Origin of the sequence: Nocardia brasiliensis, from assembly GCF_011801125.1 — a bacterium.
Taxonomy (GTDB): domain Bacteria; phylum Actinomycetota; class Actinomycetes; order Mycobacteriales; family Mycobacteriaceae; genus Nocardia; species Nocardia brasiliensis_C.
In genome coordinates, this window is record NZ_CP046171.1 from 1,731,569 (window position 1) to 1,746,082 (window position 14,514).

12 protein-coding genes and 1 tRNA gene are annotated in these 14,514 nt (G+C 69.0%); 4 read left to right on the top strand and 9 right to left on the bottom strand.

The annotated features are described in order from the left end of the window. Window positions 1-28: 28 nt before the first annotated feature. The 3 genes from F5X71_RS07790 to orn form a co-directional block, all read right to left on the bottom strand. Entirely contained in the window at window positions 29-1,696 is a 1,668-nt protein-coding gene (locus F5X71_RS07790; RefSeq protein ID WP_174817022.1) for a bifunctional 3'-5' exonuclease/DNA polymerase, read from the bottom strand. A gap of 358 nt (window positions 1,697-2,054) precedes the next feature. Further along, window positions 2,055-2,127: transfer RNA gene (locus tag F5X71_RS07795), tRNA-His, on the bottom strand. Window positions 2,128-2,182: 55 nt separating this feature from the next. Further along, window positions 2,183-2,830, bottom strand: a complete 648-nt coding sequence (gene orn, locus F5X71_RS07800) for an oligoribonuclease (RefSeq protein WP_167461330.1) — start codon at window positions 2,828-2,830, stop codon at window positions 2,183-2,185. A 220-nt stretch (window positions 2,831-3,050) separates the two neighbouring features. Here orn and F5X71_RS07805 point away from each other — a divergent pair, with 220 nt between their 5' ends. Further along, entirely contained in the window at window positions 3,051-4,874 is a 1,824-nt protein-coding gene (locus tag F5X71_RS07805; protein WP_167461331.1) for a helicase HerA-like domain-containing protein, read from the top strand. Window positions 4,875-4,931: 57 nt separating this feature from the next. Here the strand turns inward: F5X71_RS07805 and F5X71_RS07810 are convergent, their stop codons facing one another. From F5X71_RS07810 to F5X71_RS07825, 4 genes are all read right to left on the bottom strand, one after another. Beyond that, window positions 4,932-6,200: a diaminopimelate decarboxylase family protein gene (locus F5X71_RS07810; protein ID WP_238815774.1), complete on the bottom strand. Its 1,269-nt coding sequence runs from the start codon at window positions 6,198-6,200 to the stop codon at window positions 4,932-4,934. Between the two features lie 145 nt (window positions 6,201-6,345). Then, window positions 6,346-7,689, bottom strand: coding sequence for a diaminopimelate decarboxylase (gene lysA, locus F5X71_RS07815; protein ID WP_167461332.1), 1,344 nt, complete (start codon window positions 7,687-7,689; stop codon window positions 6,346-6,348). A 229-nt stretch (window positions 7,690-7,918) separates the two neighbouring features. Then, window positions 7,919-8,722: a mycolate reductase gene (gene cmrA, locus F5X71_RS07820; protein ID WP_167461333.1), complete on the bottom strand. Its 804-nt coding sequence runs from the start codon at window positions 8,720-8,722 to the stop codon at window positions 7,919-7,921. A gap of 49 nt (window positions 8,723-8,771) precedes the next feature. Further along, on the bottom strand, window positions 8,772-10,130 hold the full coding sequence (locus F5X71_RS07825) for an MFS transporter (protein ID WP_167461334.1): 1,359 nt from the start codon (window positions 10,128-10,130) through the stop codon (window positions 8,772-8,774). Between the two features lie 131 nt (window positions 10,131-10,261). Between F5X71_RS07825 and F5X71_RS07830 the strand changes: the two genes are divergently transcribed. Together F5X71_RS07830 and F5X71_RS07835 are read left to right on the top strand one after the other, a co-directional pair. Beyond that, window positions 10,262-10,819 (top strand): PadR family transcriptional regulator, encoded by a 558-nt coding sequence (locus F5X71_RS07830; protein WP_167461335.1) that lies wholly within the window; start codon window positions 10,262-10,264, stop codon window positions 10,817-10,819. A 19-nt stretch (window positions 10,820-10,838) separates the two neighbouring features. Beyond that, a complete protein-coding gene (locus tag F5X71_RS07835; RefSeq protein ID WP_167461336.1) occupies window positions 10,839-12,869 on the top strand; it encodes an NADPH-dependent 2,4-dienoyl-CoA reductase in 2,031 nt (676 codons plus the stop codon). A gap of 37 nt (window positions 12,870-12,906) precedes the next feature. On the opposite strand, the gene F5X71_RS07840 is transcribed toward F5X71_RS07835, so the two are convergent. Further along, window positions 12,907-13,365: a hypothetical protein gene (locus tag F5X71_RS07840; protein WP_167461337.1), complete on the bottom strand. Its 459-nt coding sequence runs from the start codon at window positions 13,363-13,365 to the stop codon at window positions 12,907-12,909. A 336-nt stretch (window positions 13,366-13,701) separates the two neighbouring features. Between F5X71_RS07840 and F5X71_RS07845 the strand changes: the two genes are divergently transcribed. Then, entirely contained in the window at window positions 13,702-13,911 is a 210-nt protein-coding gene (locus F5X71_RS07845; protein WP_167461338.1) for a hypothetical protein, read from the top strand. Window positions 13,912-14,076: 165 nt separating this feature from the next. On the opposite strand, the gene F5X71_RS07850 is transcribed toward F5X71_RS07845, so the two are convergent. Continuing rightward, on the bottom strand, window positions 14,077-14,412 hold the full coding sequence (locus F5X71_RS07850) for a YnfA family protein (protein ID WP_167461339.1): 336 nt from the start codon (window positions 14,410-14,412) through the stop codon (window positions 14,077-14,079). Window positions 14,413-14,514: the final 102 nt, after the last annotated feature.

Below are 14,514 nucleotides of genomic sequence, written 5' to 3' on the forward strand. Positions count from 1 at the left end.
CATCAGTGCGAACTGGTGGCCCGTTCGTCTATTTGGCGTCGAAATAGCTCTCGACGATCGCCGTGGTGAACGGGAAGCGGACCGGTGTGCGGCCGAAGGTGAGGTGGCCCGCGTTCTCGGCCGCGGTGCTGATCGCGGCGGCGACCGTTTCGGCCTCCTCGGCCGGACAGTGCACGATGACCTCGTCGTGCTGGAAGAAGACGAGTTCGGCGCGCAGGCCGGCCTGTGACATCGCGTGCCGCAGACCGGCGAGCAGCAGCAGTGCCCAGTCGGCGGCGCTGCCCTGCACAACGAAGTTCCTGGTGAAGCGGCCGCGCGCCCGGGCGGCGGAGGTGCCGAACCCGCGGAACTCCTCCTCGTCATGGATCGGTTCGACCTCGGGCGCGGTGACCGGCGGGCAGGTGCGGCCCAGCCAGGTGCGCACCAGGCGACCCTCCTCGCCCGCGTGCGCGGCGTCGTCGACGTAGGCCATCGCGGCCGGGTAGCGGCGCCGGAGTTCGGCCAGGTGCGTGAGCGCATCGCCGGAGGTCTGGCCGTACATCGCGCCCAGCATGGCGATCTTGGCCTGGTCGCGTTCGCCGCCGAACGCGTGGGCCGCTAGATCCGCGTACAGGTCGTGGCCGCGGCCCGCGAGTTCCATCAGCCCGGGGTCGCGGGACACCGCGGCGAGCACGCGCGGCTCCATCTGCGCGGCGTCGGCGACCACCAATCGCCAGCCGGGATCGGCGCGAATGGCCTGGCGGATCACCTTCGGGATCTGTAGTGCGCCGCCGCCGTTGGTGGTCCAGCGGCCCGAAACCGTGCCGCCGGGCAAGTATTCGGGTCGGAATCGTCCGTCGTGCACCCACTGTTCCAGCCAGGACCAGCCGTTCGCGGTGTGCAGCCGGTAGAGCGACTTGTACGCCAGCAGCGGCGCGATCGCCGGATGATCGATGCGCTGCAGCTCCCACTTTCGCGTGGACGACAGCGGAATCCCCACCCGGGCAAAGGCTCTGATGATGTCCTGGGGCAGGTCGGGGCGAACCCGCACGCCGTTGCCGAACGCGCGGGAGACCTCGTCGGCGAGCTCGGCCATCCGGCGTGGCTCCAGCCCACCCGGAAAGCGTTCGCCCAGTAGGTTGTCCAGCAGTTCGCGGTGGACGTCCGCGCGCCAGGGGATGCCGGCGCGGTTGAGTTCGGTGGCCACCAGCATGCCCGCCGACTCGGCCGCGAGCAGCAGCCGCATCCGGTCCGGATGCTCGGTTTTCGCGGTCCTGGCCACCTGCGCCGCGTACACCTCGAGCAGCGCGGTGAACTCGTCGACGCCGGGCGGCGGTGGCGCCGGGCCGGAATCGAACAGTGACGGTTGGGTTTCCGCGGCCCGCACCGGCGCGTCCGGTGGGACGGGCAGGTTGTGCAGCCGGGCCCAAGCGGCCGCGAGCGAGCGGGGTTGGCCCGACTGGCCTTCCTCGTGGCCGATCAGCAGGGACTCGGCGGCCTGCACGTCGTAGCAGCGCGCCACGCGCACGCCCGCCGCCAGCAACGGCCGGTAGATATCGGTGGTACTGCGCCAGACCCACCGTTCGACCTCGGGCCGGGACCGCACGGCATCGATGAGCGACGGCTCGTGCCGCACCGGGCCCGCGGGTCTGCCGTCGGCATCGAGCGGGCACAGCCGGGCGCCGCCCTCGCCTGTTTCCGCCACCGCCCACCGCATGCCCAGAGTCTGTCAGCCAGGACCGACAATCTCGGCCCGGAACGCAGCGCGTTGCCGAGTACCTGCGCGCTGCGGTTCGGACGCGACAAAGTGAGATGCCGATGCCCGAGCGGGTGCGGTGCACTCGACGCGTGAGGATCAGACCAGAAGCCCGCCAGGACGCCGGGGCCGTCGCGGCACTGCACACGAAACGCTGGACGAACGCCCCGCCCACTTCGACCAACGTTTCGAGTTGACCGAGCTCGAATACACCTGGCTCCTAAAGGATCCGCCGGGGTAGGCGGGGAGCGCGGTGGCGGAGGCACTCGGTATGCAAAGAAAAGGGCCAGGTCAGGGGAAACCTGACCTGGCCCGTTCGGGTGACCGACGGGACTCGAACCCGCGACAGCCAGGATCACAACCTGGTGCTCTACCAACTGAACTACGGTCACCATCGCCGGTGTAATACCGGCGCCGTCGATATTAGCGTGTCAACCCTTCGAGTCCCTAATCGGTTTCCGGCGAGCCGCTGACCTGGGCCGATTCTGCGGTCGACGCGCCGCCGATCTCGGCGGCGACGGCGGCGATCTCCGCGGTGGACGGGCCGGGGGCCGCGACGAACGCCGTGCGGCGGTAGTACTCGAGTTCGCGGATCGACTCCTTGATGTCGGCGAGCGCGCGGTGCGCCAGGCCTTTTTCCGGCTGACCGAAGTAGATGCGCGGGTACCAGCGACGGCACAGCTCCTTGATCGAGCTCACGTCGATCATGCGGTAGTGCAGGTGCGCGTCGAGCGCGGGCATGTCACGGGCGATGAAGCCGCGATCGGTTGCGATCGAGTTGCCGGCGAGCGGGACCGTGCGCGGTGTCGGCACGTATTGGCGGATGTAGTCGAGCACCTGCTCCTCGGCCTCGGCCATGGTGACGGTGGAGCGGCGCACCTCTTCGGTCAGTCCGGAGCGCGCGTGCATGTCGACGACCACCGGGGGCATGGCGGCCAGGGCCGCGTCATCGGCGTGGATCACGATGTCCACGCCCTCGCCGAGGATATTGAGATCGCTGTCGGTGACGAGCGCGGCCACCTCGATCAGCTTGTCGCTCTCCAGGCGCAGGCCTGTCATCTCGCAATCCATCCACACCACATATTTGTCCGACACGGCAGCAACATTAGCTCTGTCCCGTTTGCGGTGCCGTCGCGCCGCGTGTCCGCGGCGGGGTGTCGCGGGGGGTCACCGGTGTGGCGACAATCTCGCTGGGGCGTGCCGCGCCCGATCCGGCGTCGCGGAGATACAGTTTCGGGCAGATCGGCACGGGCGTTTTCGGTACGACAGCAAACACTGCGTTACGCAGTTCGAGTCAGACCAGACGGAGGGCGCAATGGAGGCAGAGTCGCGCAGCGATTCGACGGGCGGCGGTCAAGAGGCGGGCGAGCTCACGCCTCAGGAAAAAGCTGCCGCGGCGCGTAAGGCTGCCGAGGAGGCGGCGCGGATCGCGGCGGAGGCGGCGGCCGCCGCCGAGGCGGCCGAGCGCGAACTCGCCGAGCAGGAGGCGGGGGCGAGCAAGGCGAAGGCACAGAGCGCGGCGGCCAAGGCCGACGAGACCGCCGCTGCCGCCGAAGCCGCCGCGACCAAGGCCGACAAGAAGGAAGCCGCTGCCGCGCAGGCCGACAGCCCTTCGGGGTCGGCGGCCGCGCAGGAGATCGCCGCCGGGTACGCGTTCGACGGGGTGGCGCTGGAGCTCGGCACCGTCGTGGTCGACGGTGCGGTGGATTCCACGGCGCGCGTGCGGATTCCGATGCGCACGATGAACCGGCACGGCCTGGTTGCGGGTGCGACGGGTACCGGTAAGACGAAGACGTTGCAGGGCATTGCCGAACAGCTCTCGCGCGCAGGCGTTCCCGTGGTCCTCGCCGACATCAAGGGCGACCTGTCCGGCCTTTCCCAGCCGGGCCAGACCAACGACAAACTCAGTGCCAGGGCGGCCGAGACCGGCGCGGACGACTGGGCGCCCACCGGATACCCGACCGAGTTCGTCTCGCTCGGCACCAACGGTATCGGCGTGCCGATTCGCGCGACGATCACCTCGTTCGGCCCGGTGCTGCTCAGTAAAGTGCTGGGGCTCAACGAGACTCAGGAGTCCACGCTTGGCCTGATCTTCCACTGGGCGGACAAGAACGGCCTGGCGCTGCTCGATCTGAAGGACCTGCGCGCCGTCATCACGCACCTCACCAGCCCGGAGGGCAAGGAGGACCTCAAGGGCATCGGCGGTGTCTCCGCGGCGACCGCGGGCGTGATCCTGCGCGCGCTGGTCAACCTGGAGGCCGACGGTGGCGACACGTTCTTCGGTGAGCCGGAACTGGATCCGAGTGACCTGGTGCGGGTCGTGGGCGGGCAGGGTGTGATCACGCTGTTCGAGCTCGGCGCGCAGGCGGCGCGGCCGGTGATGTTCTCCACCTTCCTGATGTGGGTGCTCGCCGACCTGTTCCAGACGCTGCCCGAGGTGGGCGACGTGGACAAGCCGAAGCTGGTGTTCATCTTCGACGAGGCGCACCTGCTGTTCGCCGACGCTTCCAAGGCGTTCCTGGACCAGGTGGAGCAGACCGTCAAGCTGATCCGCTCCAAGGGCGTCGGCGTGTTCTTCTGCACCCAGCTGCCCACCGATATCCCGAATCCGGTGCTGTCCCAACTGGGTGCGCGCATCCAGCACGCGCTTCGCGCCTTCACCCCCGACGATCAGAAGGCGCTGTCGAAGACGGTCCGTACCTACCCGAAGACCAGCACCTACGATCTGGAGAAGGCGCTCACCTCGCTCGGCACGGGCGAGGCGGTGGTGACGGTGCTTTCGGAGAAGGGCGCGCCGACACCGGTGGCGTGGACCAGGATTCAGCCGCCGCGTTCGCTGATGGACACCATCGGGGACGACGCGATCAAGTCGCGCGCACTGTCGAGCGCGCTGCACGGCAAGTACGGCCAGACCGTCGACCGGGAATCCGCCTACGAGATTCTCGCCGCGAAAGTGGCGGCGGCAGAACAGAATCCGGAGGTAGCCGCGCCCGCCCCCGGTCGCTCCTCGAAGGGCGACGACGAGTCGACGGCCGAGCGCATCATGAAGAACCCCGCGGTGAAGAGCTTCCTGCGGTCGGCCGCCACCGCCGCCGGGCGCGAGATCAGCCGCAGCATCTTCGGCACCCGCAAGCGCTGACCGCTGCCCGCCCCCGATCCGGCTCGGGGGCGGGAAGTCGTTGGTGGCGCCGATATTTCAGCTCGCGTCGCGATCCAGCAGGTGTGGTTCGCGGCGCAGCAGTTCGACGCATCGGCCGCCCCGCACGCCGATCACCGACATGGCAGGCCCGCTATGGTAGGCGCCGGTGCACGGCACGGCCAGCAGTTCGCCGGGCCGCAGATCCGCGGGCAGCCGGGCATCGGTCACGAGAATGACGTCGCCCGCGCGGCCCGCCAGGGTCGCGGTGCACAGCGGTCCGGCCGCCTTGCGATTCGCCACGACCGCCCCGGCGTAGGCGCCGCCGCGTTCCTCGCTGTCGATGACGACCGAAATGCGCCCGCCGTCACCGCGTTTCACCGAGAGCACGCGATACAGCGTGACGCCCGCGCGGGCGACGATGCCGCGGCCCGGTTCCAGCGCGATCTTCGGCCGGGGGAAATGCTGCCGAGCGCAGGCGGCGTCGAGCGCGTCCTCGATGATCGCCGACAACTCGGTGAGGTTCATCTCCGCGTCGCCGCCGCGCCGCGCGACCGCGTGCCCGCCGCCGAGGTCGAGGTCGGTGAGCAGGCGCCCGTGCTCGCGGCGGACCTGCGCCATTTCCGCGACCAGTCGCCGGATGGCCTCCCCGTAGTGATCCGGGTTGTAGACCTGTGCACCGAGATGGCAGTGCAGGCCGATCAATTCGAGTGTCGGTGTGCCGAGCACCCTGGCCACCGCCGTGGCCAGCTCGTCGAGCGGGAAGCCGGGCGCCGCGGCGTCGTCCCAGGTCGGATAGCCGTCGCGGCCGATCCCCGGCGCGACGCGCAGCAGCACGCGCTGGGGACGGGTGGCGATCGAGGCGAGCACGCCGATCTCGTCCAATGACCCGAGCACCACCCGGCCGACCCGGTGCGCCGCCGCCGTCTCGAGCGTCGCGCGTGGCAGGCCGCGGGCGTGCAGGATGATCCGCTGCGGATCGACGCCTGCGGCCAGCGCGGTGGTCAGGTCGTCCTCGGTGGACGCGACCACCGAGAGCCCCTCGGCGGTGATCCGGTCAACGACGCCATGCACCGGCAAAGCGGCTGCGGCGTAGCCGATCTCGGCCTCGGCGAAGGTCTTGCGGTAGACCCGGCATCGCTGTCTGACCTCGTGTTCGTCGACCACCCGCAGCGCGGTGCCGTAGGTGTCGGCGATCTCGGTGAGCGCGACGCCGCCGAGCACGATCCCGTCGTCCGCGTCGTACGCGGCGCCTGCCGGCCACACCGCGGAATCCAGCGGCGCCGCCGTTTCCGGCCGGGGTGGCGACAAGAAGTCCACTAGCGTCACGGCTGATCTCCTGACCCGCTCCCCGCTTTCTCCGTTCTGCGGGGCCTACCAACTACTACGTCCTTGCGTAGACCCTGAGTGGGTCGCTTAGCACAACCTTGACCCCGCGTGCGGCGATCTTGACGAATCACTGACACGCCGCCGCTCAGTAGCCCACGTCGCGACTCAGCAGGTCCGCGGTGGTTTCCCGGCGGACCAGCTCGCGGCACTGGCCGTGGCGCACCGCGACGATCGGCGGGCGGCCGACGCTGTTGTACGACGAGGCGAGGCTGTGGTGGTACGCGCCCGTGCTCGGCACCGCGAGCACTTCGCCGGGGCGCAGGTCGACCGGCAGTTGTACGTCGGTGGCCAGGATGTCGCCCGCCTCGCAGAACCGGCCCGCGACCGTCGCGGTCATGCTCGCGCAGGTGGGGTGTCGGTTCGCCACGACGACGGTGTAGCGCGCCCCGTACAGCGCGACGCGCGGGTTGTCGCTCATGCCGCCGTCCACCGTGACGTAGGTGTGCCCGCCCTCGATGTGCTTGACCGAGAGCACTCGGTACAGCGTCACCCCGGCGTGCGCGACGATCGCGCGGCCCGGTTCCAGCGCGAGGGTCGGGCGGGGAAAGTGCCTGCGCGCACAGGCCGCGTCGAGCGCGTCCTCGACGATGGCGGCCAGGTCGGTCAGGTCCATCGCGGAATCGCCGGTGCGGTAGGCGACGGCGTGCCCGCCGCCGAGATCGAGCTCGGTGAGCAGGTGGCCGTGGTCGGTACGAACCCGCGCCATCTCGGTGATCATCCGGCGCACCGCCTCGCCGTAGTAGTCCGGGTCGTGGATCTGCGAGCCGAGGTGGCAGTGGAAGCCGACCAGGTGCAATTTGGGCTGGCGCAGGATCCGGGCGACCGCCTCGGCCGCCGCCGCGCCACCCAGCGGGAAGCCGAACTTCTGGTCGGTGACACCGGTTTTCACCGCGGGATGGCCGTGCACATCGATGCCGGGGGACAGGCGCAGCAGGACATTCTGCGAATCGGTGACCAACGCCGAGAGCAGGGTGATCTCGGCCAGCGAGTCGACCACGATCCGGCCGACCCCGGCCTGTACCGCGGCGGTCAGCTCGTCGAACGATTTGCCGTTGCCGTGCATGATGATGCGCCGCGGTGCGACGCCCGCGGCCAACGCGATGGCCAGCTCCCCTGCGGAGCACACGTCTACCGACAGTCCCTCCTGGGAGACCCAGTTGGCGACCGCGCGGATCATCAAAGCCTTACCGGCGTAGATGATCTCGGCCTGGGGGAAGGCCTTGCGGTAGGCCCGGCAGCGTTCCCTGACCTCGCGCTCGTCCAGGACATAGGTCGGAGTTCCGTACTGGTCGGCGATATCGGCGAGGGCGACTCCGCCGATCGTTATGCGGCCCGCATCGTCGTAATGGGTGTCGTGCGGCCATACCGCCGAGTCGAGGCGCGAGGGCATTCCCGACTTCAGCGACGGGAAGATTTCGAGCAGCGTCACGGTGTCTCCTGTGTGCGTCCCCGCTATTCCGTATGCGGGGCCGCTGTCAGGACTACGCCGATTCCACCAGGCCAAACATCCAGCTTACGTCTACTTGACGATCCCGCCCCCGATCTTGACGCAACCTTGACCCCGCCCGTGAGCTGGACGACAGATCAGGAGGAACTGGTGGCGGCATCGTCCGAGAGCGCGCCGCCACCAATTCCTCCTGATCGAGTGACCAGAGCGCTCAGCCACCCAGCTTTCGGTAGAAGGCGCCCGCGATGGGCGCGGTGACGGCGCGCGGACCGTACTGGCCCGCGACACTCATGCCCTTGCTGATCAAGCCGGGCACCACCCGCATCTTGTTGCGGGCCAGGGCGTCGATGGAGACCTTCGCGGTGTATTCCGAGGAGACCCACATGAAGTCGGGCACCAGCCGGTCGACGATCGACGCCTCGGCGGGATCGGGCGTCTCGGTGCGCACCGGGCCCGGCGCCAGCAGCGTGACGTGCACGCCGGAATCCTTCAGCTCGCCACGCAGCGACTCGCAGAAGGTGTTGGCGAAGGCCTTGCTCGCGGCATAGGTCGCGTTGTTCGGGATCGGCATGTTCCCCGCGGCCGAGCCGCTGATCAGGATGCCGCCGCCACCGCGAGCGATCATGCCGGGCAGCACGGCGAGCGTGAGATCGTGCACCGCAACGGCATTGAGCTCCATCTGCGCCCGCTCGTAGGCGAGATCGAGCTCGGCGACCGCGCCGAAGGTGGCGATGCCCGCGTTGTTGCACAGGATCGCGATGTCGCGGGCGCCGAGTTCCTCGACCAGCGCGCCGCGTTGCGTGCGATCGGACAGGTCGACCGCGCGCACCTCGGCGGTGATGCCGTGCGCCAGCGTCAGCCGCTGGGCGAGCTCGGTGAGCACGTCCCCGCGCCGGGCGACCAGGATCAGCGAATAGCCGCGGGCGGCGAGGTCGGCGGCCAGCGCGGTGCCGATGCCGGAGGAGGCGCCGGTGACCACGGCGCGGTTCTCGGAGGTGGGGGAGGGCAGGCTCACGTCAGGGAGCCTAAGCGATGTTTCAGAACGGCCGGGCGTGCGGTCTCGGCTATCCGGCGGCCTTGTCCGCGTGGCCGGGTTGCACGTCCGTCGGTTCCGGCGACCGGACCGGCAGCAGTGCGGCCAGCCCGAGCACGAGCACCAGGACCAGCCCGACGATGCCCGCGCGATCGGCGTCGAACACCACAACGAACACCCCGAACAGGACCGGCGCGAGGAACGACACCGCACGCCCGGTGGTGGTGTAGAGGCCGAAGATCTGCCCTTCGCGCCCGGGCGGGGCCAGGCGGGCGAGGAATGATCGGGACGCCGACTGCGCCGGGCCGACGAACACGGTGAGCAGCAGCCCGAATATCCAGAACAGCAACGGCCCCGACACCGCGAGCAGCACCAGCCCGCACACGATCATCGCCACCAGCGAGACCACGATGACGGTCTTCGGTCCGCTGCGGTCGTCGAGCCGTCCCGCGACGATCGCGCCGAGCGCCGCGACCACATTGGCGGCGATGCCGAACAGCAGCACATCGGCGTCGGCGATGCCGTACACCCGGACCGCGAGCACCGCACCGAAGGTGAACACGCCCGCGAGTCCGTCGCGGAACACCGCGCTGGCCAACAGGAACCAGACAACGCGCTGATCGGCTCGCCACAGCTCGCCGAGATCGCGGAACAGCACCCGGTAGGACGCGACGAAGCCGGCGTTCGCGGCGCCGGGATCGGCGTCGGTGCGCGGCAATTCGGGGACGCTGAACAGCACCGGCAGCGCGAACGCGGCGAACCAGACCGCGGCGACCACGGCGACCAGCCGGATGTTGAGCCCGTCGTCGGTGGGTATGCCGAGCAGTCCGCGATTGTCGCCGCTGCCGGAGATGAAGCCGAAGTAGCAGATCAGCAGCAGGAAGATGCCGCCGAAATAGCCCATCGCCCAGCCGAATCCGGAGACCCGGCCGACGTTCTCCGGGGTCGACACCTGACGCAGCATCGCGTTGTAGGGCACGCTCGCCAGCTCGAAGAACGCCGAGCCGAGCCCGAGCAGCAGCAGGCCGTACCAGAGGTAGTGGTAGTCGTCGTGCACGAAGAACATCAGCGTCATCGCCGCGATGCAGAGCCCGGTCAGGAAGGCAAGGGAGCGTTTGCGTTTCGCGGACGCGTCGAACCGCTGCCCGAAAACCGGCGCGGTCACGGCCACTATGAGTCCGGCGAGCCCGAGCGCCCAGCCGAGCCACGCGCTCGCCGAGATGCCGCCGGGCAGATCGTCGCCGACCTTGTCGGTGAGATACACGGAGAAGACGAAGGTGAGGATCACGGCGTTGAACGCGGACGATCCCCAATCCCAGAATCCCCACGCCACCACCTGCGCGCGCCCGGCGGCCTGTCCGACAGTCGCTCGCGCGTTCACCTCGGTCATGCCGCGCAGCCTATCCGTCGTAGGCCCGCGTCGGTGGCGGACAACTGGTGCCACGCGCCGATTTGATACCGGGGAGCTACTGGCTATGCACTCAGTTGCATAGTACTGGGTGTTACGACTAATCTGACGCCATGGCCCTCGAGCATGCGTTGCTGGTATCGCTGACCGAGCGTGCCGGCTCGGGGTATGAGCTGGCGCGCCGCTTCGAGAAGTCCATCGGCTATTTCTGGAGCGCCACCCACCAGCAGATCTACCGCGTGCTCAAGCGCATGGAGGAGTCCGGCTGGCTCAACAGCGAGTCGGTGGTGCAGGAGGGCAGGCCGGACAAGAAGGTCTACGCGGTGAGCGCGGCGGGCCGGGCCGAACTGGCCCGCTGGATCGCCGAGCCCACCGATACCGGCACGCCGCGCAACGAACTCGCGGTCAAGATCCGCGCCGCCGCTTACGGTGACATCACCGCCCTGTGCGCCGAGGTCGCCCGCCATCGGGACGAGCACGCCCAGCGCCTCGAGGTGTACCGCCTCATCGAAAAACGCGACTTTCCGGTCCCGGATCAGCTCTCCGGGACGGCTCTGCACCAGTTCCTCGTTCTGCGCGCGGGTATCCGCGTGGAGGCGGGGTTCATCGAATGGTGCGACGAAGTACTGCAAGCCCTGCGCCCGGGTGCGACAGCCCCGCACCTGGATTGACCGAAAGCGAGACGCGCCGATGAGTTCTTACCCGCACCTTTTCGAGCCGTTGGACCTCGGCTACACCACCCTGCGCAACCGCGTGGTGATGGGGTCGATGCACACCGGCCTGGAAGACCGGGCCTGGGACACCAACAAGCTGGCGGCCTACTTCGCCGAACGTGCCCGCGGCGGTGTCGGTCTGATCATCACCGGTGGATACGCGCCCAACCGCACCGGGTGGCTGCTGCCCTTCGGCTCCAAGCTGACCAACAAGACCGAGGCCTACCGGCACCGGGTGATCACCAAGGCGGTGCACAAGGAAGGCGGCAAGATCGCCATCCAGATCCTGCACGCGGGCCGCTACTCCTACGTGCCGGGCAGTGTTTCCGCTTCCTCGATCAAGGCGCCGATCAACCCGTTCCGGCCGCGCAAGCTGTCGGCCAAGGGCATCGAGAGCACCATCGACGACTACGTGCGCTGTGCGCGGCTCGCCCAGTTCGCCGGCTACGACGGCTGCGAGATCATGGGCGGTGAAGGCTATTTCATCAACCAGTTCCTCGCACCGCGCACCAACCGGCGCACCGACAAGTGGGGTGGGTCGGCCGAGAATCGCCGCCGGATCGCGGTGGAGATCGTGCGTCGCACGCGGGCCGCGGTCGGCCCGAAGTTCATCATCGTGTTCCGGCTCTCGATGGCCGAACTGGTCGAGAAGGGACAGACCTTCGACGAGATCGTCGCGCTGGCCAAGGAATTGGAGGCCGCGGGCGCGAACATCCTGAACACCGATATCGGTTGGCACGAGGCGCGGGTGCCGACCATCGTGACCTCGGTGCCGCGCGCGGCCTTCGTCGAGTTCACCGCGAAGATCGCCAAGCAGGTGAGCATTCCGGTCTGCGCGTCGAACCGGATCAACATGCCCGAGATCGCCGAGGAGATCCTCACGCGCGGTGACGCGCAACTGGTTTCGCTGGCTCGCCCGTTCCTCACCGACCCGGAGTGGGTGAACAAGGCCAAGCAGGACCGGGTCGACGAGATCAACACCTGCATCGCCTGCAACCAGGCCTGCCTCGACCACGCCTTCCAGCGCAAGACCGTGTCCTGCCTGCTCAACCCGCGGGCCGGCCACGAGACCGAGCTGAAACTGCTGCCCACCCGCCGGACCAAGCGGATCGCGGTGGTCGGCGCGGGACCGGCCGGCTTGTCCGCCGCGGTCAACCTGGCCGAGCGCGGTCATCGCGTCGACCTGTTCGAAGCCGACGACAAGATCGGTGGACAGTTCGATATCGCCCGCCGCATCCCCGGCAAGGAAGAGTTCGACGAGTCCATCCGCTACTTCCGCCGCAAGCTCGAAGTCACCGGCGTGACAGTGCATTTGAACAAGCGGGTGAGCGCGGCCGAGCTCATCGAGGCGCGCTACGACGAGGTGGTGCTCGCCACCGGCGTCAAGCCGCGCATCCCGAACATCCCCGGCATCGACCACCCGATGGTGCTGTCCTATGCCGAACTGGTCCGGGAGGAGCGTCCGGTCGGTAAGCGCGTCGCGGTGATCGGCGCGGGCGGCATCGGCTATGACGTCAGCGAATTCCTCACGGTGGAGGGCCATCCCACGCTGAAGCTCGACGAGTGGAAGGAAGAGTGGGGCGTCGACGCCGACAACGAGCAGGCGCCCGGTCAGCTCACCAAGCCCAAGCCGGCTCCGGCCGCGCGTGAAGTCGTTCTCCTGCAACGCAAGACGACACCCTTCGGCAAGGATCTCGGCAAGACAACCGGGTGGGTGCACCGCGCCGCGCTGAAGGCCAAGGGCGTCGATCACATCGGCGGGGTCAATTACGAGCGCATCGACGACAACGGCCTGCACATCAGCTTCGGCGAGAAACGCCAACGCCCGCAGCTGATCCCGGTCGACAACGTGATCGTCTGCGCGGGACAGGAATCGGTGCGCGACCTGGAGGACGAGCTCCGTGCCGCGGGCGTGCAGCCGCATCTCATCGGCGGTGCCGAGCTCGCCGCCGAGCTGGATGCCAAGCGCGCCATCGATCAGGGCACGCGACTGGCTGCCCGCCTCTGAGAATCCGAAACCGGCTCGGCACCAGCGGAATTCGGCGCTAGCGGAACATCGCCAAACCGCCGGTGTTCGGATCGATCGGCAACGGCACGCCGTTGGCGATGCAGGAGCTGCCCGCGTTGACCCCGACTCGCCAGACTTCGATGTCGAGTCGGGTTCGCTCCTCGGGTCCGTCGGCGGGGGCGTAGACGACCTCGAGCGTGTGCCACCCGAGACGGTCGGGCACCCAGGTGGTGCGCACGCCGCTAGGGCCCGCCTCGGGGCGCGTGTCCGCCTGCACCGGTGTGATGGGGACGCCGTCGTCCAGGATCTGGGTCGCGGCCCAGTCCTGGTTCGGCACGCTCGCGGCGACGGTGTGCGGGCAGCCGAGGACAGGGCCCTGCGAGCCGGTGAACAGGACGGTGGGGCCGCCGACGTAGGCGGTGGCGGGGCCGGACGCGACCACCGCGCCCACCACCGCGGCCGCGGCGAGACCGAGTCGAGCGATGGAGCTGTTCATCGTGATCACTCCCAACGTGGTGGCGAAACGTGCTGTGAAAGAGCTGTTCGGCAAGTGTGGGGAATGCGGCTGCGCTCGTCGTCGCCGGATCGGACGGAAACGGTACCGATGCGGGCCGGACGCGTGTCCAATTGATCTTACTGAGCTGCCGCGATGATGGCGACGCCGAGCATATGGTGCGGTCCCAGTGGTCCGGCTCAGCTGCGTTCCGCAGAGCAGCCTGCGACAAAGACCCGCTGTACACGACGAGGTTTGGTCCGGCGACGGCGGCGGGCGCCGGCCCGATCGTGAGTTTCGCTGCCGTCGGGTACCCGCCGGCCTGATTACTGTGGGAGCGTGGGGTTCTCCGATTACGCGCCAGGTGACGTCGTCTACGTCCCGGAGGGGCCGTTCAGCGGCGTCCGCGCGGTCGTACGGGAGGTGGACGCGCGCAAGGGTCGGTTGCGGATCGACTTCGGTGAGGGGCTGACACATCGGGAAGGTGGTGTGCTCAGGGAGCGGCGCCATCACCTCACCGTGGGGTTCGACGAGGTCGAGTTGGGTTAGGCCCTGGGTTCTGTGTCGAGGTCCCATCCGGCGCCGCCACGGTCCAGCGCGCCGCTTGGCCGCGTTGTCGTCGTCCTCGATACCACTCCGGTATCGGCTTCTGCTCCGCCTTGCCAGGCGACGAGCTGAACCGCGGATGCATCCGGCCGGACTTCGAGACCGAACCTAGGCACCGCGGGGTGCATACATGATGACGGCGACGCCGAGCAGGCAGATGAGGGCGCCGGTGAGGTCCCAGCGATCCGGTTCGAAGCCGTCCAGCGCCATGCCCCAGAGCAGCGAACCCGCGACGAAGACGCCGCCGTATGCGGCGAGGATGCGGCCGAAGTTGGCGTCGGGCTGCAGGGTCGCGACGAATCCGTAGAGGCCGAGCGCGGTGACCCCGGCCCCCATCCAAGCCCAGCCGCGGTGCTCGCGCACGCCCTGCCAGACCAGCCAGGCCCCGCCGATCTCGGCCACCGCGGCCAACGCGAACAGCAGGATCGAGCGCAAGATGGTCATAGGAACGCAGCGTAGAAGATCAGCCCTGGTCAGGCCCCGCGGGCGGGCGCGGGGTGAGGTGCGTCGGGTGGGGGATGGATCGAGGCACGCGGAGCGCGCTCA